This window comes from Gordonia sp. SCSIO 19800 (genome assembly GCF_018132775.1).
GTDB lineage: Bacteria > Actinomycetota > Actinomycetes > Mycobacteriales > Mycobacteriaceae > Gordonia > Gordonia hongkongensis.
The window spans coordinates 17,959-38,550 of sequence record NZ_JAGRQM010000034.1; the positions used below are offsets into that span (position 1 = coordinate 17,959).

General features: G+C 68.6%; 16 protein-coding genes and 1 pseudogene. 14 read left to right on the forward strand and 3 right to left on the reverse strand.

Features of this window, described 5'->3' with window-relative positions:
* Nucleotides 1-2: 2 nt before the first annotated feature.
* Complete coding sequence (locus KB201_RS23330; RefSeq protein ID WP_211540680.1) at nt 3-1,604, reverse strand: NAD(P)/FAD-dependent oxidoreductase; 1,602 nt, start codon at nt 1,602-1,604, stop codon at nt 3-5.
* Nucleotides 1,605-1,811: 207 nt separating this feature from the next.
* On the opposite strand from KB201_RS23330, the gene KB201_RS23335 reads away from it, so the two are divergent.
* Nucleotides 1,812-2,777, forward strand: a complete 966-nt coding sequence (locus KB201_RS23335; protein ID WP_374193970.1) for an SDR family NAD(P)-dependent oxidoreductase — start codon at nt 1,812-1,814, stop codon at nt 2,775-2,777.
* Between the two features lie 46 nt (nt 2,778-2,823).
* Here KB201_RS23335 and KB201_RS23340 read toward each other — a convergent pair whose 3' ends face one another.
* The gene (locus tag KB201_RS23340; RefSeq protein ID WP_211540682.1) at nt 2,824-4,350 is read right to left on the reverse strand and encodes an FAD-dependent oxidoreductase; all 1,527 of its coding nucleotides are present in this window, start codon (nt 4,348-4,350) and stop codon (nt 2,824-2,826) included.
* Between the two features lie 195 nt (nt 4,351-4,545).
* Here KB201_RS23340 and KB201_RS23345 point away from each other — a divergent pair, with 195 nt between their 5' ends.
* From KB201_RS23345 to KB201_RS23375, 7 genes are all read left to right on the forward strand, one after another.
* Complete coding sequence (locus KB201_RS23345; protein WP_211540684.1) at nt 4,546-6,258, forward strand: L-aspartate oxidase; 1,713 nt, start codon at nt 4,546-4,548, stop codon at nt 6,256-6,258.
* 54 nt (nt 6,259-6,312) lie between these two features.
* Nucleotides 6,313-7,350, forward strand: coding sequence for an alpha/beta hydrolase (locus KB201_RS23350; RefSeq protein ID WP_211540685.1), 1,038 nt, complete (start codon nt 6,313-6,315; stop codon nt 7,348-7,350).
* A 178-nt stretch (nt 7,351-7,528) separates the two neighbouring features.
* Nucleotides 7,529-8,356 carry a hypothetical protein gene (locus KB201_RS23355; protein WP_211540687.1) on the forward strand — a complete coding sequence of 276 codons (828 nt, stop codon included), beginning with the start codon at nt 7,529-7,531 and terminating at the stop codon, nt 8,354-8,356.
* A 269-nt stretch (nt 8,357-8,625) separates the two neighbouring features.
* Complete coding sequence (locus tag KB201_RS23360) at nt 8,626-8,919, forward strand: metal-sensitive transcriptional regulator (protein ID WP_004020389.1); 294 nt, start codon at nt 8,626-8,628, stop codon at nt 8,917-8,919.
* Between the two features lie 52 nt (nt 8,920-8,971).
* Entirely contained in the window at nt 8,972-9,178 is a 207-nt protein-coding gene (locus KB201_RS23365) for a heavy-metal-associated domain-containing protein (protein WP_010843166.1), read from the forward strand.
* A gap of 2 nt (nt 9,179-9,180) precedes the next feature.
* Nucleotides 9,181-9,363, forward strand: a complete 183-nt coding sequence (locus KB201_RS23370; protein ID WP_211540688.1) for a hypothetical protein — start codon at nt 9,181-9,183, stop codon at nt 9,361-9,363.
* Complete coding sequence (locus KB201_RS23375; protein WP_211540690.1) at nt 9,360-11,648, forward strand: cation-translocating P-type ATPase; 2,289 nt, start codon at nt 9,360-9,362, stop codon at nt 11,646-11,648. Before KB201_RS23370 ends, KB201_RS23375 begins: the two co-directional genes overlap by 4 nt.
* An 86-nt stretch (nt 11,649-11,734) precedes the next feature.
* Here KB201_RS23375 and KB201_RS23380 read toward each other — a convergent pair whose 3' ends face one another.
* Nucleotides 11,735-13,207 carry an FAD-binding protein gene (locus KB201_RS23380; RefSeq protein WP_211540692.1) on the reverse strand — a complete coding sequence of 491 codons (1,473 nt, stop codon included), beginning with the start codon at nt 13,205-13,207 and terminating at the stop codon, nt 11,735-11,737.
* A gap of 140 nt (nt 13,208-13,347) precedes the next feature.
* On the opposite strand from KB201_RS23380, the gene KB201_RS23385 reads away from it, so the two are divergent.
* The 6 genes and pseudogenes from KB201_RS23385 to KB201_RS23410 all read left to right on the forward strand — a co-directional run bounded on the left by KB201_RS23385 (nt 13,348) and on the right by KB201_RS23410 (nt 20,458).
* The gene (locus KB201_RS23385; protein ID WP_068971057.1) at nt 13,348-14,931 is read left to right on the forward strand and encodes a molybdopterin-dependent oxidoreductase; all 1,584 of its coding nucleotides are present in this window, start codon (nt 13,348-13,350) and stop codon (nt 14,929-14,931) included.
* Between the two features lie 355 nt (nt 14,932-15,286).
* Entirely contained in the window at nt 15,287-16,375 is a 1,089-nt protein-coding gene (locus tag KB201_RS23390) for a Re/Si-specific NAD(P)(+) transhydrogenase subunit alpha (protein ID WP_211540695.1), read from the forward strand.
* Complete coding sequence (locus KB201_RS23395; protein WP_058253806.1) at nt 16,375-16,680, forward strand: NAD(P) transhydrogenase subunit alpha; 306 nt, start codon at nt 16,375-16,377, stop codon at nt 16,678-16,680. Before KB201_RS23390 ends, KB201_RS23395 begins: the two co-directional genes overlap by 1 nt.
* A gap of 20 nt (nt 16,681-16,700) precedes the next feature.
* On the forward strand, nt 16,701-18,227 hold the full coding sequence (locus KB201_RS23400; protein ID WP_211540700.1) for an NAD(P)(+) transhydrogenase (Re/Si-specific) subunit beta: 1,527 nt from the start codon (nt 16,701-16,703) through the stop codon (nt 18,225-18,227).
* A 170-nt stretch (nt 18,228-18,397) separates the two neighbouring features.
* Nucleotides 18,398-18,831: pseudogene (locus KB201_RS23405) on the forward strand (nitroreductase family deazaflavin-dependent oxidoreductase).
* 235 nt (nt 18,832-19,066) lie between these two features.
* The gene (locus KB201_RS23410) at nt 19,067-20,458 is read left to right on the forward strand and encodes an HNH endonuclease signature motif containing protein (protein WP_211540703.1); all 1,392 of its coding nucleotides are present in this window, start codon (nt 19,067-19,069) and stop codon (nt 20,456-20,458) included.
* Nucleotides 20,459-20,592 lie beyond the last annotated feature (134 nt).

Consider the following 20,592-nt stretch of genomic DNA (forward strand, 5'->3'; position numbering starts at 1 on the left):
GTTCAGTGATTGTTGTCGGTCTTGGTCAGTCGTCGGATGATGTTGCGGTCGAATACTCTTCGCGGGAATCCGCGGAACCCGTCCGAGGCGAGGGCGGCGCGCGCGGCATTGTTGCCACAGGCGCCGTGGACCCCGCCACCGGGGTGCGCTCCCGCCCCCGCCAGGTAGAGGCGATCCACCGGCGTCGACGCACCGCCCAGGTTCGGCGTCGGGCGGAAGATCAACTGCTGGAACAGTTGTGCCGTACCGCCGTTGACCGTCCCATGGACGAGATTGGCGTCGGCGGCCTGCAGGTCGTGTGGGGTCTGGACGTGCCGTCCCACGATGAGGTCGGAGACACCGGGCGCGTGGGCTTCGAGGACGGCGTCCATCCTGCGGGCCAGCAGCTGGGCCGCCTCGTCGTCGGTCACTCCGCGCGGGAGATGGCTGTAGGACCAAGCGCTTTCGGTGCCCGCGGGGGACCGGCCCGGGTCCGCGGTGGTCATCTGGCCGAAGAGCAGGAACGGATGCTCCGGGACACGGCCGGTTTCGATGTCGGCGGTCCCGTAGGCGATGTTGCGCGCGTCGGCGCCGAGGTGGATGGTGCCGGCTCCGCTGAGATTGTTACTGCGCCAAGGGATCTTCTCACGCAGGGCGTAGTTCACCTTGACCACCGGGGTGTCCCAGGCGAAGGCCCTCAGGTCGTCGAGGACGCGCGCGGGCACGACGTCGGCCGACAGCAGCTCGGTGTAGAGCGTGGGCGCTGCCACGTCGGCGAGCACGGCGCGCTTCGCCGGCCATCGGCGGCCGGTGCTGTCCACCACCCCGGTGGCCCGCCCGCCCTGGACGTCAATCCGGGTGACGCGGGTGTCGCAGACGACGGTCACCCCGGCGCTCTCGGCGCGGCGTCGAAGGGCCGCGGGCAGTGCGCTCGCCCCGCCCACGGGTACGGGATACCCGGTGTCCTGGCCGAGCATGGTCAGCAGGTACCCCATCAATCCGCTGCCGGGTGCGTGGAGCGGGATGTCGGCGTGCAGGGAGTTGCCGATGATGAGCAGACCGGATTTCTCGCTGTGGAACAGTTCACGCACCATCTGATCGGCCGGCAGGATGAGGAACCGGGCCAGGCGCAGGGCGTCTGCCGTGCCGAGCGAGCGGAGGAGCGACAACAGCGCGCGGACCGGGGGGAACGGACCGAACAGGGTGTCGAGGATCGCGGGCCGGAGTTGCTGCCACTGCTCGACCAGGTCGAGCCAGGCGCGCCGGTCACGCTCGTCGAAGGTGGCCAGGTGCGCGGCGGTGTCGGCGGCATCGGGGAAGACGACCGGCGCGTTGACGTCGTCGGGCCCAGCGGGGTGGCCGACGGCCAGCGGTGCGCGGCTCCACTCCAGACCGTGATCGGCGAGGTCGAGGTCGGCGAAGACCGGCGACGCCACCGCGAGCGGATAGAAGGCGCTGAACAGGTCGGTGACGTACCCGGGGGTGATCTCGGCGCTCCGGACTGCGCCGCCGACCTCGGGCTGCGCTTCGAGGAGCGTGACATCCCAGCCCGCATCGGCTAGCCGGATCGCGGCGATGAGCCCGTTGTGGCCGGCCCCGACGACCACTGCATCCGACACACTCAACGGTCGACTCCCCTCGTCCGTATCGATCTCACCCGGCCGATGTGCTCCGGGCCGGTACGTCACGCTGTCCGGTGCGCGGGTTACCCGCGGCCCCCGACCGTAAACGCCGACGATGCGCGCGGGAGGTGAACGCGCGGGTCGAGGCGCAGCCGTGCCCGGCGATTCTGAGGGATGTGTAGCGCCGGGGCAAGCGGGTAGTCCGCACGGGTGACGAACTGGTCTGAACTCCGGTCGCTGCGCCTGGACCCGGCGTTTCCGCCCGCGCGACTGTGGCATCCGCAGGTCTCCGATGGCCGGCTTCGTCGGCGCTGCGCCGGGCGGCCGGTGGTGATCACCGGTGCCGGGGCGGGGATGGGCCGGGCACTCGCGCGGCGATTCGATCGTGCGGGTGTCGAGGTGTTCCTGAGCGATGTCGACCTTCCGGCCGCGCAGGAAACGGTGCGGTTGTGCGACGCCGGTGCCCGGGTGCATCTCGACGAGGTCGATGTGTCCGACGCCGATGCGATGACCGCATATGCCGACGCCGTCATCGGTCGGTCCGGCCCGCCGGCCATGGTGTTCAACAATGCCGGGATCACGATGGTGGCGGGCGTTCTCGAGGAGGACGACGATTACGCGCGGCGGATCATGGCCGTGAACCTCGGCGGCGTCGTGAACGGCACCGTGGCCTTCCTCCCGCATCTGCAGGCGGCCGGCGGCGGGTCGATCGTGAACACCTCCAGCGCCTTCGGATTCCTCGGTTGCCCCACGCAGTCCGCGTACTCCGCCTCGAAGTTCGCCGCGCGCGGCTACTCCGAGACCATCCAGCTACAGCTTCGTGCCCAAGGGTCCGACGTCCGGGTGCACAGTGTTCATCCCGGCGTCGTGCACACCGAGATCGCCGCCCGCGCGTTGTACGTGACGCCCGGGGTGCGGGACTTCGTGACGCGGGGGTTCAACCGTCGCCTGCCCGGTACGCGGCCGGATGCCGCGGCAGCGGCGATCCTGCACGGGGTCCTGAGCGGCCGGGACCGCATTCCGGTCGGCCTCGACGCGCGAGCACTCGACGTAGGTGTCCGCGTCCTGGCCGGAGCGGTGCAGCGCCCGATCGCGACGCTGACCGGTCCGGTGTTCCGACGCATGCTGGGCGAGGCCGCGCTTGCCGGTTCGGCGCCGGCCGTCGTCCGGACTTGACAAGGCGAACCGTCGTCGGGCCCGACGACGGTCCGCTGTGTCCCGCTCAGTCGTTGTGCGAGGCCAGGTTCCGGGTGGCCGGACCTTCGAGGACCTCGCCGGTGTGGCTGAATCGCGAACCGTGCAGCGGGCAGTCCCAGGACTGTTCGGCATCGTTCCATCGCAGCACGCCGTAGAGGTGCGTGCACAGCGGCGCGACGGACCGCGTCTGGCCCTGCACGGTGCACACGCCCTCGGGCTTCACGCCGGAACGCCCGACGCTGCCGTCGCCTTCCTCGGGTGCGCCGTCGGTCGGCTTCAGCAGCGACAGGTAACCGGCGGCCATGTATCCCGCGACCTGCGCGTTGGCCGACACCGCCGAGGCCAGCGAGCCGGGGCGGCTGATCTCGGTCGTGCGCCACGGGCGCAGGGTCGTCGACCACGGTGGTTCGGAACCGAGGATGCGTCCCGTCATCGCGAGCGCCGCGGCGACGCCGTTTGTCAGACCCCACTTGGCGAACCCGGTCGCCACCTGCACCGAGTCGACGCCCGGCAGAATCGGTCCGACATAAGGCAATTCGTCGATCGTCGTGTAGTCCTGGGCCGACCAGCGCGCGACCATCTGTGCCGAGGGGAAGTGCTTCTGGGTCCAGCTGATCAGGTCGAGGACATGCTGTCGCTCGGACTTCGTCCGGCCCACCTCGTGTCCGAAGCCGCCGACCATGAGCAGTTCGCGGTCGTAGCCGGGCCGGGAGACCGTCCGCAGTGAGACCGACGGGTTGTCGGAGCCGAGGTACATCTCGCCGGGGATGTCCCCGTCGACGGTGAACGCCGCGGCGTAGGACCGCTGGGGATGGACCCGGGCGAAGTAGCCGCCGCGGTCGAGGAAGGGCTGTCCGGTGGCGATGACCACCGAGTCGGCACGGACGTCACCGGCGTCGGTCGAGAGGACGTTCGGTGAGCCGTGGCGGAGGCCCTGCACACGGACGCCCTCGTAGAAGTGGCCGCCGTGTGCGCGCAGGTCGTCGGCCAGGGCACGGAGCACGACCATCGGGTCGATCTGGGCCTGACCGTCGAGGCGAATGGCGGTGCGGACGTCGAAGGGCAGCTCGGGGCAGTCGACGTGTTCGACGGGCAGGTCATGAGCGCGGCAGGCCTCGAACTCCTTCTCCACCGACTTCGCGCCGGACGCGGTAGCGGCGAAGGTGAGGGCCGCACGTTCGTCGACCTGCAGGCCGCGGTGTTCGAGATAGTGGCGCAACCAGGCCTGTCCCTCGCGGTTGGCCTCGACGTAGTCCTGTACGGCCGAGTGGCCGTGGCGGCTCGCGATCGACGACAGTCGAGTGCCCTGGAGCAGCGAGAGCTTGCCGGTGGTGTGGCCGGTCGCCGCGGCGCCCATGTGCCGGGCTTCGAGGACCGCGACCGACTGGCCCGCGCGGGCCAGCAGCAGGCCGGTCGTCAGACCGGTGATGCCACCTCCGACGATGACCTGGTCGAATCTGTCGACGACGTCGATGGGCATCGTCTCCGGGCGGACATCGGGCAGGTACTCGGGGGCTGCCTCACCTGCGGGGTCGAACCAGAGGGTTTTCATGCTGACCGGTTTTGCCCTTGCCGGAGGTGATCAAACATCGCGGCCGGAGACGATCAAACATCGGAGCCGGCGGGCCGCCGAGCATTTCGGGCGGCGCACTCGCAGGGTAGGGTTTTCGACTGGGAATCGAAAACATGTCCGGGGTGTTGCCCGGAGGGCCTGCGGCACCCCGAGCCGCGGCGAGAGGCGGTTGACATGAGCGGGTTCACTCGCGGACTGACCGGGACCGAGGAAACGGTCCGCGCCGACCTCGTGGTGGTGGGTGCCGGAATCGCCGGACTGACGGCGGCGCTGTGGGCCGCCCACGAGGGGCTCCGGGTCGTCGTGCTCAACAAGGGGCCGGGCTGGGACGTCGCGAATGCGGAGCAACCCACGTCCACGTTCTACGCGCAGGGTGGGGTCGCGGTCGTGATGCCCGGCGCGGAGACGGGAAGCCCGGACAGCGCCGATTCCGTGGACCGCCACCTCGCCGACACGGTCGCCGCCGGCGGCGGTCTCACCGATGCCGCGGCGTCGGGCCTCATCCTCGCCGACGGCTGGGACTCGGTGTCGGCCCTCATCGGCTGGGGTGCCGAATTCGACCGGGACACCGACGGTCTGCTCCTGCGCACCCGTGAGGGCGGCCACACCCGCCGGCGCATCATCCACGCCGGCGGCGACGCGACCGGGGCCGCGATCCAGCGCGCGCTGCACGAGGCCGTCCGGCAGACCGCCGGCGGCGACGCGACCGGGGCCGCGATCCAGCGCGCGCTGCACGAGGCCGTCCGGCAGACCGCCGGCGGAGACGTGCCGCCGATCCGGTTCCTCGACGACACGATCGCCACCGCGATCCACCTCGACGACGGCCGGGCAGTCGGTGTCGCGTGCCTGCGCGACGGCCGTCCCACGTCGGTCCTCGCCCCGACCGTGCTCCTCGCGACCGGCGGGGCGGGGCACCTCTACGCCGCCACCACGAATCCGGCGGGCGCCACCTGCGACGGCATCGCGCTGGCACTGCGCGCCGGGGCGCAGGTGTCCGATCTCGAGTTCATCCAGTTCCACCCGACGATGCTCTACACCGCGGGCGCGCGGGGTCGGCGGACCCTCATCAGCGAGGCGGTGCGCGGCGAGGGCGGACGGCTCATCGACGTCGAGGGCCGGTCGCTCACCGCGGGCGTCCACCCGATGGGCGATCTCGCACCCCGCGACGTGGTGGCCGACGCGGTGCAGACCGCGATCGAGCTCACCGGGCACCCGTGCGTGTATCTCGACATCGCCGACGTCGGCGACTTCGAGGCACGCTTCCCGACGGTGACCGCAGGTGTCCGCGCGGCCGGCCTCGACCCCGCGTCCGGACGGATCCCGGTCGTCCCCGGCGCGCACTATCTGTGCGGCGGGGTCGTGACCGACGAGTCGTCCCGCACCGCGGTCGATGGGTTGCTCGCGGCCGGCGAAGTCGCGCGCACCGGGCTGCACGGCGCCAACCGTCTGGCATCGAACAGCCTGCTGGAAGGCCTGGTGATGGGCCGTCGCGCGGCCGCCGTGGCAGTCGCGCGTCGCGAGATCCCGGTTCCCGAACGCGCCGAACGGAAGGTCGAGCAGCCGGTCCCCGTCCTGGACCGCGAACAGCTCCAGAACATGATGACGCGTCATGTCGCGCTACGACGGTCGGCTGCCGGTCTCGCCGAAGTCGCCGCGACGCTCGCCGCCGCGCCGCGTCGGATGGCCGACTCGGTACGCGACATCGAGGACGCGGCACTCACGCTCACCGCGTCCGCGGTCGTCGCCGCCGCTGCCGCGCGTACCGAATCCCGCGGAGCGCATGTCCGCACGGATTACCCGTTGACCGCGGATGTGGCGGAGTCGCGGGTGTTCCGGATCGTCGACGGCGAATTGCGGGAGGCCCGTCCCGTGAGCCTGCCCGGCTGAGCGGACCGGTCAAGTCGACGCCTCTGGGGTGCTGTCGGAGATAGATTGACCCCGATGACCCAGATCTCCGCAGACGGTTCGGGGCCCCAGGGCGGCCCCGATCGCGACGACCCGGATTCCCGCACCCCTGTTCCCGGGGGCCCGGAACGAATCACCCTCGAGCTCGGACACATCACCCTGCACGCGCTCGCGTGGGGTCCCGCGGCCGGTCCGGTGGCCGTGTGCCTGCACGGATTTCCCGACTCGGCATGGACGTGGCGGCATCTCGGGCCCGAACTCGCCGGCGCCGGGTACCGCGTGGTCGCCCCGTTCACACGCGGTTACGCACCGTCGGAGATACCGAAGGACAACGACTTTCACTTTGCGGCGCTGGCCTACGATGCGCTGGCGGTTCATCGCGCGGTCGGAGCCGGCGCCGATGCCGTCCTGATCGGGCACGACTGGGGCGCGATGACGGCGAACGCGGTGGCGCACCGCGACGACAATCCGTACGCGCGGGTGGTCTCGATGTCGGTCCCGCCGGTTCCGGCGGTCCGGCGCTCGATCGGCGGTGGGGTCGACGGCGTCAAGACGCTCGCGCGTCAGGCGGTGATGAGCTGGTACATCGCGTTCAATCAGCTGCCGTGGTTGCCCGAACAGACTCTCGACCGCCTCATCCCGCTCCTGTGGCGCCGCTGGCGGCTCGATTCGGCGGCGACCCCTGTCCGGCCCGACCACCGACTGGACGTCGACCACGCGCTCGCGGCGCTGCCCACACGTGCCCATCGGGCAGCCGCGCTCGGGTACTACCGCGCACTTCGCCGGCCGCGGACCCATCCTCGGTACGCCGCGTTGCGGAACGACTGGCTGGGCGAATCACGTTCTCCCACATTGTATTTGCATGGTGCAGACGACGGGTGCATGCAGTCGCGTCTTGCGGACGCGGTCCGCGAGGTGTTGCCGGCGGGCAGTGCGGCCGCGGTCGTCGCCGGGGCGGGCCATTTCCTGCACCTCGACCAGCCGGACGAGGTGAACGCGAGGATCCTCGCGTTCCTCGGTTCGGACGCGCGGGGCCAAGAGGGTGGCACCGGACCGGCCCGCTTCGTACACTGACCCGCGGGATCTTCACCACACCGTGGCCACCGGGGGAGGGCCACCGCAGAAGCGCATGCCGGGGGGCTTGCCACCGGGCGGCAGGAAGCCGACGGGTACGAGAAGACGACCGTGCGCGCCACACGGGTGTGGTCGCGCGAAGATCTCGCGGCGATGCAAGGCATGAAGGGGAGTCCGTATGAACGGCGAAGGCTGTTGGTCGACGGTGGTGTGCCGGCCGACCGAACGCGCGGCGCTGGGGCTGTCGGGTGACTCCGATTGGTTGCTGCAATGCCGTCTGGCGATCGGCCATCGGGGCAATCACGCCACCGACGCGAGTACTCACCCACGGCACGACCGCCGGCTGTGGCTCGAATGGAACGACTTCGACGACCGCGCGCAGTCGCTCATCGAACGCAATCCGTGCCCGGTCCCGTCCCCAGAGGGCGCCGGATGCGTGTTCTTCGCCGGGCACGGCGGCCCGCACTTCTATGCGCGCAGCAACGGCCACGCACCGTCGGTGATGACCGGCGCGAGCGCTTCCAACCCGCAGACCGTCGCGCCTGATCACGCCGTCGACCCTTTGCGTCAGCCGCCGCAGATGGGTTCGTCACGGATGGGTTCGCACCGCCTGCCCGACTCGCACCCGGCTGCCCTGCCGACGCAACCCCCGGCGGCCGAGCCCGAACCGGGTGAGTACCGCGGCGGACGCCGGTCGACCAATGCCGAGCCGCTGGCCGCCGAGGACTACCACGGCCGACGCCACCGGACCGACGGCTACGACGTCGCCTACCCGCCGGCGCCGGACCCCGGCAGATCGTTCGACGGACAGGCAGGCAGCGGCCAGGCCGGCCCGTCCGTCCGTGTCCCGAATTCGGAGACGACGGGCATCGCGCCGCGGAACGTCCCGGCCGTGCCCGACCCCACCGCTCCGGGATTCGACGCGGCGCGTGTTGCCGCCATCGGGGACGCGCTCGACGAGGTCGCCGCCGCCCTGGCCAAACTGGCCGCAGCACTCCGCTCGTAGGGGCATCCGAAACACCACGACACCGCTGGTTCTCAAAACACCGCTTTCTGAGGAGCGCCCGGAGCTTGCGGAGGCGCGGCCAACCCACCGCTCCCTGAGCCTCAGGGGGCGAAGGGTGACGCTCGCAAGCTCGCTCCTCAGAGAGCAGAGGGTAACGCGCGCACGTTTCCTTTTCCGCCGGCGTATACGGTAGGGGGGTACCGTTTCGCGTTCGGCGGTGGTATACCTGGTCGGGCATACCCTTGAGGGGTATCCGGACGGGAGAGATCATGGACGAGCACCAGCACGGCTACATCGGCCGGAAGGACGACTATCTGCGCCGACTCAAGCGCATCGAAGGTCAGGCGCGCGGTTTGCAACGGATGGTGGAGGAAGACACCTACTGCATCGACATCCTGACGCAGGTGTCTGCGATGACCAAGGCGCTGCAAGCGGTCAGCCTCGGCCTCCTCGAAGAGCACATGGCGCACTGCGTCGTGCATGCCGCGCAGGAGAGCGACGAGGCCGGCAAGGCCAAGGTCGACGAGGCCATGGCCGCGATCACCCGCCTGGTCAAGTCCTGACCGTCCTTCCTGATCCAACCCCGTTGACTTCGACGATCCGAGGAGTATCCGCATGAGCACCACCAGCACCTACACCGTCACCGGCATGACCTGCGGCCACTGTGCCGCGTCCGTTCGCGAGGAGATCGAGGCGCTGCCGGGCGTGACCAGTGTCGAGGTCACCGTCGACGACGGCTCGGTGCGGGTCGCGGCCGACCGTGAACTCGGTCGAGACGAGGTCGCGGCCGCCGTCACCGAAGCCGGCTACGCACTGGTCTGACCATGAGATGCGTTGCCACCGGGCCCCTCGCCTACGTCGTCGCGCTGATCGCGGTCTTCGTGATCGCGTTCGGCGTCGGGCGTGCGTGGGGCCCCGACGTGGAGCCGGTGACTCACGACGCACCGTCACACGGCGTCGTCACCGGCGAACCGACATCCGACCCGCATGAAGGTGGTCACCCATGACCGCGAGCACCGGACAACTGGTCGACCTCGACATCTCCGGCATGACCTGCGCGTCCTGCGCCAACCGTATCGAGCGCAAGCTCAACAAGATCGACGGTGTGACCGCGTCGGTGAACTACGCGACCGAACGTGCCCACGTCGAGGTACCTGCGGGTCTGGCGCCCGGCGACCTCGTCGAGGTGGTCCGCGCGGCCGGCTACGACGCGTCGCCGATCCTGACCGATTCGTCGGCGTACGCTCCGGAACACCCGGGAGCGGGGTCCGGCGATCCCGAATTGGACGGTCTCCGGCAGCGCCTGATCGTCTCCGCGATCCTCTCGGTGCCGGTGATCGCGCTCGCGATGATCCCGGCGCTGCAGTTCACGTACTGGCAGTGGTTGTCCCTGACGCTCGCCGCGCCGGTCGTCGTGTGGGGGGCCTACCCGTTCCACCGCGCAGCGTGGATCAACCTGCGCCACGGCGCCACGACGATGGACACCCTCGTGTCCGTCGGCACCCTCGCGGCGTTCGGATGGTCGCTGTACGCGCTGTTCCTCGGCACCGCGGGCACGCCCGGGCTCACCCACGGATTCGACCTGCTGCCCCAGCGGACCGACGGATCGTCGCACATCTACCTCGAGGCCGCGGCCGGAGTCACGACCTTCCTGCTGGCCGGCCGCTATTTCGAGAAGCGCGCCAAGCGGCGGGCCGGTGACGCACTCGCCGCGCTGATGGACCTCGGGGCCAAGGACGTCGTCGTCCGACGGTCCGACGGCGCCGAGTCCCGAATCCCCATCGCGCAGCTGGCGGTCGGCGACGAGTTCGTGGTCCGGCCCGGTGAGAAGATCGCCACCGACGGAGTCGTCGTCGACGGTGCGTCGGCGGTCGACGCGTCGATGGTCTCCGGTGAGTCGGTGCCGGTCGAGGTCACCTCCGGCGACTCGGTGGTCGGCGCGACCGTCAACACCAGCGGTCTGCTCGTCGTGCGTGCGACCGCTGTCGGTTCCGACACCGCGCTCGCCCAGATGGCCCGCATGGTGACGGCGGCGCAAGAGGGCAAGGCCGACGTCCAGCGACTGGCCGACCGGATCTCGTCGGTGTTCGTCCCGATCGTGATCGCGATCTCGCTTGCGACCCTGGGCTTCTGGCTCGGCGTGGCGTCCACGACCGACTTCGCCGGTGGCGATGTGACCTTCGCGTTCACCGCCGCCGTCGCGGTCCTCATCATCGCGTGCCCGTGCGCGCTCGGACTCGCCACTCCGACGGCCCTGATGGTCGGTACCGGGCGAGGGGCACAGCTGGGCATCCTGCTGAAGGGCCCGGAGGTGTTGGAATCGACGCGACGCGTCGACACGATCGTGCTGGACAAGACCGGCACCGTGACGACGGGTGAGATGTCGCTGTCCGGGATCACCGTGGCCGACGGCTATGCGCGCGAACAGGTCCTGGGCTGGGCGGCATCGGTGGAGTCGGGATCGGAACACCCGATCGCGGCGGCCATCGTCGACGCGGGACGCGGCCACATCGACTCCCGCGTCCGTGATTTCGTGTCCACGCAGGGCGCCGGTGTCGCCGGGATCGTCGGCGACCGGTTCGTGACAGTGGTGTCGCCGAACACGATCGACGCGCCCCTGCCACCGCCGCTCGACGATGCGGTGGTCGTCGCGGAATCCGACGGCGCAACCGCGGTCGTCGTCCTGATCGCCGAGGATTCCTCCGAAGAGCCTGCCCGACAACCTGTTCCCGTCGCGGTTCTCGTGGTGGCGGACCAGGTCAAACCCTCGTCGGCCGCGGCGATCTCCGAGTTCCGGCGACTGGGTCTGACTCCGATGCTGCTGACCGGCGACAACGAGGGCGCCGCCCGGGCCGTGGCCTCGAGTGTCGGAATCGACGACGTCACCGCCGGGGTCAGTCCGAAGCGGAAGCTCGAGGTCATCGCCGAACTGCAGGAGCAGGGCCACGTGGTGGCGATGGTCGGGGACGGGATCAACGACGCCGCGGCGCTCGCGCAGGCGGATCTCGGCCTCGCGATGGGTACCGGCACCGACGTCGCGATGGCCGCCAGCGATCTGACGATCGTGAGCGGTGACCTGCGCGCGGTGGCCGATGCCATTGCTCTGGCGCGTCGAACCCTCGGCACCATCAAGGGAAACCTGTTCTGGGCCTTCGGGTACAACGTCGCGGCCATTCCTCTCGCCGCCGCGGGGATGCTGAATCCCATGATCGCCGGCGCGGCCATGGCGCTCTCGTCGGTGTTCGTCGTCGGCAACAGCCTGCGACTCCGCGGGTTCACGCCGCGGCGCTGAGTGGAAACCGCCCTCGCCGGCGACGCCGACGACTCTTCGTCGTCTGTGGTCCGCCGGCGGGCGGTTTTCGACCGGGTGCCCGACCGTCAGGCGCTGGTGGCGACCCGTGCCGCCGCGTGCCGCCCGGCGCGCCGGCCGAAGTAGGAGCCCTCGCCCAATTGCGTTCCGCTGCAGTATCCCTTGCAGTCCTGCGCGATGTTGGTGGCACTGGCCCCGGCGGCGTAGAGCCCGCGGATGACGGTGCCCGACTCGTCGAGCACCTCACCGTCGAGTGACGTCGCCATACCGCCCATGGTGAACCCGGCGTACATGGCCTTGCCGAGGGACAGGTCGTAGGCCGCCCACGGTCCGGCGTCCTGGGGCTCGAGGAACTCGGGTGCCTTGTGGAAGTCGGGGTCTTCCTTCTTCGCGGCGTTCTCGTTGTAGCGGGCCATGGTCGCCTGCAGCTTGCCCTCGGGGATTCCGAGGTCCCGCTCCATCTCCTCGATGGTCTCCCAGCCGTCGATCAACGGGACCAGGTAGTTCTGCTTCTCGTTCATGTGCGACTCGTTGACGATGAGATAAGCCACCGAATCAGGTTGCTCGAGAACGAATCCCGATGTCCGCGCATGGTAGGAGTCCTCTGTGACGAACCGCTCGCCGAATTTGTTCACGATGACGCCCATGACCATGCTGGCGGGCGGGTAGATCGGCGCGGTGATGAACGCCTTGTCCATGTATTTCAGTGCGGCGCCGACCGATCGGCCCATGCGCAGGCCGAGACCGTCGTCGTAGGTGTTGCCGAGCACGAACGGCTTCTCGGCGAGATGCGGGGTGTGTTCGGCGACCATGTCGGGGTTCATCACGAAACCGCCGGCCGCGATGATCACCGAGTCCGCGCGGATGACGCCCTCGGCGTCGGGCGTCTTCCACGTCACGCCGACGACCGCACCCTGCTCGTCGACGACCAACTGGCGGGCGCCGGTCTCATACCGGACCTCGGCACCCAGCTCATCGAGGCGGGTGACGAGCAGATCGATGACCAGCTTCGCGCCCCCGGTCTCCCCGGGGACCGGGACCTTGTGTCCGCGCGGTGCGGGGACGGCCTGGTTCTTGAACGGCCAGACCTTCTCGTTGCCGGTGAACATCAGTCCCTCGGTGCCGGGCTGGATCACGGCCTTCTCCGGATAGAAGCTGCGCTCGAAGGTGAAGCCGAGTCCTTCGAGCCAGTTGAAGTGATCGACGCTGTCGACGCAGTAGGCGTGGATCTTGTCGGCCTCGGGTTCGATAGACACGGCGGTGAGGTACTTCTCCATCTCTTCGACGGAGTCGTCCTGGCCCGTGGCCTGCTGTACCGCGGTCCCGCCACCGAGGTAGAAGAACCCACCGGAGAGCGAGGTGGTGCCGCCGGGCGCGGCGGCGCGCTCGAGCAACAGCACACGCGCGCCGTTGGCAGCGGCCTCGGCGGCGGCGCATCCGCCGGCGATGCCGAATCCGATCACGACGACGTCGACCTCGTCGGAGAACTCGCTCACCGAATCGACTGCGACGGTCTCGGGGATCTCGGTGCTGGTAGCCATGCCGCTCAGATTAGCGGACAAACTAGAACCTGTTCTAGTCTTGGTAACGATTCGTCGACGGGGTGCCGTCGGTGGTCACCGCCCGGTCTCGGACCATCAGACGCACGGCATATTCACAGGGTTCTCCGGTACCAAGGGATATGGCCTCCATCACGACGCGTCACGCATCCTCGCCGGCTCCTGCGCTGGCGGGCGTGGTCGCAGTCGGCGCGGCTCTCGCCGCGGGCGAACTGGCCGCCGTCCCGATCTCGCCCGACTCCTCCCCGTACTTCGCGGTCGGATCGTCGGTCGTCGACCATTCGCCCGAGGCCGTACGCAAGTGGGCCATCGAGACGTTCGGCGTCAACGACAAGCTCGCACTGTTCATCGGGATGGGCATCATCATCGCGGTACTCGCGGCGGCATGCGGATACCTCGAACGACGACGACCTCCGCTCGGCTCGGTGATCATTGGAGCCTTCGGGGTGGTCGGGATGCTGGCCGCACTCAACCGTCCCGATGCCGGTTGGACGCACGCACTGCCGTCGATCATCGCCGGCGTCGTCGGGATCGTCGTGCTGCGCGTCCTCATCGCGCAGCTGCGTCCCAAGGGGGCGGAGTCCCCCGAGGCGGATCCCGACGCCGCGGGCGACGAGCCCACATCGGCTGTGCGGTCGGGTTTCTCGCGCCGCTTCGTGCTCACCGCCGGCGGTATCGCGGCCGCCGCGGTGGTCGTCGGTGTCGTGGCCCGGCGAGTGCTCGCCGACACTGCGGGCGTCGTCGCCGACCGTGCCCGAGTGCTGTTGCCGCGTGCGGCGAGCCAGGCGCCGCCGATCCCGGCCGGTGCGCAGCTCGAGCTCTCGGGTGCAACCCCGTTCATGACCAGCAACGCCGACTTCTACCGCATCGACACCGCGTTGCAGGTTCCGACGCTCACGACCGACGAGTGGCGACTGCGAATCCACGGTGACGTCGACCGTGAGGTGACCCTGTCCTGGGATGACCTGCTCGCCATGCCGATGACCGAGCGGATCATCACGCTCGCCTGCGTGTCGAACGAGGTCGGCGGCGATCTCGTCGGCAACGCCAAGTGGCTGGGGGTGCCGATGCGCGAGGTCCTCGACCTCGCCGGGGTGAGGCCCGGGGCGGACATGCTGCTGTCCACGAGCGTGGACGGATGGACTTGCGGCACTCCGATTTCGACGGTCACCGACGGGCGCGACGCGCTTCTCGCCGTCGGGATGAACGGCTCGCCGCTTCCCCTCGAGCACGGATACCCGGTCCGGCAGGTGGTGCCGGGACTGTACGGGTACGTCTCGGCGACCAAATGGGTCATCGACTGGGAGATCACGCGGTTCTCCGAGGCCAAGGCCTACTGGACGACCCGCGGGTGGTCAGCGCTCGGCCCGATCAAGATGGCGTCGCGCTTCGACCGTCCGGCCGATGGCACCGAGCATCCGGCCGGGGAGGTCGTCGTGGCCGGCACCGCATGGGCCCAGCACACGGGCGTCGAGCGCGTCGAGGTGCGCGTCGACCAGGGGCCATGGCAACCCGCGGAGTTGACGACGGAGTACAGCATCGACACGTGGCGGCAATGGCGGTTCGCCTGGCAGGCGACCAAGGGCAACCACACCCTCGAGTGCCGGGCGATCGACAAGCAGGGCAAGCCGCAGATCGAGCGCTATCAGGCACCGGCACCCGACGGCGCGAGCGGACTCGACGACCGCACCTACACCATCGTCTGAGGCGGTACGGAGCCCGAGGCCGGAAAGACTCAGCAGGCCGGCGGGACGACACCTGTACAGACATGTGTCCAGAAATGGCGAAAACCGCAGCGTCAAGGGTGGAGTGAGGTATCTGACTCACCTGAGCTGTCGCTGAGAGCGCATGTTATGTTCATCGCACCTTTATGTGAGCCGGGTGACAGCCATCCTGTCCCATCCGAGCACCTCGTGACCTGCGTCAGGTCGTCCGCTGCGCCCACACATGGCGGAGCTGCACGATGTGGAGGCAGGTCACCTCGTTGACAAAGACGCGCCGAGTCCTGGCGCGCCGAACCGCGGCGCTGCTCGATGGCGCCGGATCAGACAGGTGAGATAGATGACAGTGGGTGTCGTGCGCGAGACGGCCGAGGGGGAGCGTCGTGTGGCGCTGGTCCCGAAGGTCGTCGCCGCGCTGGTGGGCAAGGGTGTGCCCGTCGTGGTGGAGTCGGGAGCCGGTCTCGGCGCTCTGATCCCCGACGAGGCGTACACCGAGGCCGGTGCGACGATCGGCGATCCATATGGGTCCGAGGTGGTCCTGAGGGTGTCGCCGCCGTCGGATTCGGAGATCGCGAAGCTGCGGAGCGGGCAGAAGCTGATCGGCTTTCTCGCGCCGCGTAACGCCGACAATCAGATCGCCACGTTGCGGGAAGCGGGCGTGGAGGCCTACGCGGTGGAGGCCATTCCGCGTATCTCGCGTGCGCAGGTGATGGATGCGTTGAGTTCGCAGGCGAACGTCGCGGGTTACAAGTCGGTTGTGGTGGCGGCGGATGTGTCGACGCGGTTTTTCCCGATGTTGACCACGGCGGCCGGCACGGTGAAGCCGGCGACGGTGCTGGTGCTGGGTGTGGGTGTGGCCGGGTTGCAGGCGCTGGCCACGGCCAAGCGTCTGGGTGCGCGGACCACCGGCTATGACGTGCGTCCCGAGGTTGCTGAGCAGGTCCGTTCGGTCGGCGCGCAGTGGCTGGATCTGGGTATCGACGCCGCCGGTGAGGGCGGGTACGCCCGTGAGCTCACCGACGATGAGCGCGCGCAGCAGCAGCAGGCCCTCGAAGACGCGATCAAGGGGTTCGACGTGGTGATCACCACCGCGCTGGTGCCGGGTCGTCCGGCTCCGCGTCTGGTGACCGCGGCCGCGGTCGAGGGTATGAAGCCGGGCAGCGTCGTCGTCGACCTCGCCGGTGAGACCGGCGGTAACTGCGAGCTGACCGAGCCGGGTCAGACCGTCGTCAAACACGACGTCACCATCGCCGCACCGCTGAACCTGCCGGCCACGATGCCCGAGCACGCCAGCGAGCTGTACTCGAAGAACCTGCTGGCCCTGATTGAGCTGATGCTCGACGACAACGGCTCCATCACACCGGATTTCGACGACGAGGTCGTCGCGGCGGCGTGTGTCACCCGTACCGAGCAGGAGGTGTCTGCCTGATGTATGCCGGTCTACTCGCGAATCTCGCGATCCTGGTGCTCGCCGGGTTCGTCGGCTTCGCCGTCATCTCCAAGGTTCCCAACACCTTGCACACTCCGTTGATGTCGGGCACCAACGCCATTCACGGCATCGTCGTGCTCGGTGCGCTGGTCGTGTTGGGCAAGTTGCCCGCCGACGCTGGGTGGGGTGTGCGCATCATCGCGTTCGTCGCGCTGGTGTTCGGCACGCTCAATGTCATCGGCGGGTTCGCGGTCACCGACCGGATGCTGGGCATGTTCAAGGGTAAGAAAGAGGTGGCCAAGTGAACGGCTCCCCAGAGACTTCGGTGTCACAGCTGGTACTCGCGGCGGGTGCGCACATCCCGAGTGAGGGCGTCGGCTACCTGGTGACCGCGCTCTACATCGTGTCGTTCTCCCTGTTCATCTACGGGCTGATGGGTCTGACCGGGCCGAAGACCGCGGTGCGTGGCAACTGGATCGCCGCGGTCGGCATGGGTCTGGCGGTCGCCGCCACCCTGCTCTACGTGTGGAACGAGGGGGCGGTCGGTTCCGACGGTCACTCCACCGAGGGCGTGCCCACGATCAACTGGGTGCTCATCGCCGTCGGTCTGATTCTCGGTGTGGCGCTGGGTATCCCGCCCGCACTCAAGACCAAGATGACGGCCATGCCGCAGCTGGTGGCGCTGTTCAACGGCGTCGGCGGCGGTACCGTCGCGCTCATCGCGTGGGCCGAGTTCATCGAGACCTCCGGGTTCTCGTCGTTCCACAACGTCGAACCGGCCTCGCCGCTGGTGATTGGTTCGCTGATCGCCGCGATCATCGGGTCGGTCTCGTTCTGGGGATCGCTGGTGGCCTTCGCCAAGCTGCAGGAGATCATGCCCAAGGGGTTGGAGAAGACCTTCGTCTCCAACGCGAAGCTGTTTCAGGCCGCCAACATCGTGTTGCTGATCGTGGCGCTGGGGCTGGCGATCTACCTCGGTGTCGACGCCTCCAACGGTGGCGGCGCGAGTGTCTGGTGGATGGTCGGGGTCCTGGTCGCCGCGGGCGTGATGGGTCTGTTCGTGGTGTTCCCCATCGGTGGTGCGGACATGCCGGTCGTCATCTCGCTGCTCAATGCGATGACCGGTCTGTCGGCTGCGGCCGCGGGTATCGCGCTGGACAACACGGCGCTGATCGTGGCCGGGATGATCGTCGGCGCGTCGGGTTCGATCCTGACCAACCTCATGGCCAAGGCGATGAACCGGTCGATCCCCGCGATCGTGTTCGGTTCGTTCGGTGGTGGCGATGCTGCTGCCGCGGGCGGTCCGGGTGCGGCCGGCGGCACCGTCAAGGCGACCTCGGCTGCCGACGCCGCGATCCAGATGGCATATGCCAACCAGGTCATCGTCGTCCCCGGTTACGGTCTGGCCGTGGCGCAGGCCCAGCATGCGGTCAAGGAGATGGCGAAGCTGTTGGAGGCCAAGGGTGTCGAGGTCAAGTACGCGATCCACCCGGTCGCCGGTCGCATGCCCGGTCACATGAACGTGCTGCTGGCCGAGGCCGACGTCGAGTACGACTCGATGAAGGAGATGGACGACATCAACGGCGAGTTCAGCCGGACCGACGTCGCCATCGTCATCGGCGCCAACGACGTCACCAACCCCGCGGCGCGCAATGATCCGAGTAGCCCGATCCACGGCATGCCGATCCTCAACGTCGACGAGGCGCGATCGACCATCGTGCTCAAGCGGTCGATGAGTTCGGGTTACGCCGGTATCGAGAACCCGCTGTTCTTCGCCGACGGCACCAGCATGCTCTTCGGCGACGCCAAGAAGAGCGTCGACAGCGTCATCGAGGAACTCAAGGCGCTCTAGCGTTTTCACGTTTCTCCCGAGGCCCCGGCAACCGTTCTGGTTGCGGGGGCCTCGCCGTTTCCCCGGCGCTGTTGCGCAGCCCGGGCACACCATCGAGCAGGAATCGAGAAGCCGGCGGCTGCGCCATCACCGTACTGTCGGTGCATCGCCCGATCTCAACGGAGGAAACCATGTCTCTGTCACTTCGGTCCCTGTCGCTCTGGTACCAGCGAAGGACCAACGAGCGCACCGTCGCCCGCATCCGCAAGAAGTCCGGATCGATGTGGGGCATGGAGATGCTGATCCTGAGGACGACGGGTCGGCGGTCGGCCTCGTGCGTGAGACGCCGCTGAGTTGGTTCGCCGACGGCGACGACTGGTTGATCGTCGCGTCGGGCGGCGGCAAGCGGTATCCGGACTGGTTCGCCAACCTGACCGCCCATCCCGATGGCGTGTCGGTCGAGCGGCACGGGGAGGCCCCGGTGCCGGTGACGCCGGTCGTCCTCGACGCTGCTGAGCGGGAGATCGCGTGGAATACGGTGGTCGAGGCGCAGCCGCGATACGCGAAGTATCAAAAGAAGTCGTCGCGGGAGTATCCGCTCGTCCGACTTGTCGCCGGTCGGTGACATTCGTGGTCCGAGACGGGGGCCGGGTGGGAGCTGGGGTGCGACAGCCGCGGCGGGGTTGATGGAGTAACCCCGGAGTGTTCCGCGGAACACTCTCGACCTCGGGTTGAGGCCCGAGCGTCGAGGGACGGGGAATTGTCGGTGCCGCCCGATATGTTGGTTCTGTTCCTGTCGGTCGGTTCGGGGGGTTGCGGTGGGGGTCAGTGCTTTTCGTTCCGGTGGAGATGCGTCGTCGATGTTCGATGGTGCGGATCCGGCGTCGCTGTCGGATGAGGTGCTCGAGGGTCGGGTGTTGGGGTATGCCGCTCAGATCACGGCTCTGACAGCGGACTTCCTTGACCTGGTGGCGGAACTGGATGGGCGGGAGTCGTGGCGGGGGCCGGGGATTCATTCGCTGGCGCACTGGTTGTCGTGGAAGGCCGGCATTGCACCGCGAACGGCGCATGAGCAGTTGAGGGTCGCCAAGGCGATGCGAGAATTGCCGGTGATCCGCACGGCGTTTCGCGAAGGTCGACTGACGTATTCGAAGGTCCGCGCCCTGACACGGGTCGCTACGCCTGAACGTGAGCAGGAGTTGGTGAATCTGGCGTTGTCGGCGACGGCGAGTCAGTTGGATCGGGCGGTGCGGGCGATGGGGCAGATCGATCGTGACCGTGGCGTCGAGGAGGATAGCCGGCCACCGGTGGAGTCGACGGGCTGGTGGAAGTGGAACGGTGACGGGTCGTTGTCGGTGTCGCTGACGTTGAGTCCGTTGGATGGTGCGCGGTTCCTGGCGGGGACGGTGCGGGCGGAGTATGAACGCACCCGGACCTGCGATGATCCGGATCTACCTACGGTGGAGAGTGTTCCGCGGAACACTGAATCCGCTTCAGAGTCGGAGGATTCGGAGGTGGTTCCGTCTCGGCGTCGGGATCTGTGGCGGCAGGTGCCGTCGAATGTGGCGCCGGCGGTGGTGGCGATGGCCGACATGGTGCATGACGGGATTTCGATGCCCGATCTTGCGCCGGGTGCGGAGATCCTGATTCATGCCGGTGAGGGGGTGGAGTCGGCTCATCTCGATGATGGTCCGGCCCTGTCGGAGGCTGAGGTGGCCGAAGCTCGGTGCGGTGCGTCGACTCGGGAGGTGGTGAGCCGCAGAATTGCTGGCCAGCCCGGCAAGCTGGCGTTGTTGGGGGTGGGTCGTCGGAAGCGTGCGCCGAACAAAGCCCTGATCAGGGCGTTGTTCGTGCGGGATCGGTGTTGTCAGGTGCCGGGGTGTGGGCGGACGCGTCATCTGCATGCCCATCATGTGGTGTTCTGGTCGGCGGGTGGGCGGACCGATCCGGACAATCTGATCTTGTTGTGTGGGTCGTGTCACCGCTCGCTGCATCGGGGCGAGTTTGCGATCACCGCACATGGGTTGCAGCGGTTCACGTTTCATCGCCCGGACGGCACTGAGATGGAGGTGGCGCCACCTACGTCGAAACCGTCGGGGTGGCAACCAAACCCTGCCATAGGTATCGACGCGACTGTGCCGATCGGTGGGGGCCGGATGGATTTGGGTTACACCACCGAGGTGCTCTACGCCGTCTGGGAGTGGAAGGAAAGCAGGTCTTCTCGCGTCGACCCCGCGATGTCGGCGGCGTAGTCGTCGATCGTCGAGCTTGTCAAGATGTCTGTGTAAGAACGTGACTCCTGGGTTTCGTGTGGTTGCTGGTTGGGTCTAGTTGAGGTGGGGTTCGATGCGGTCGGGGTAGGCCAGGGCTAGTTGCCCGAGGGCCT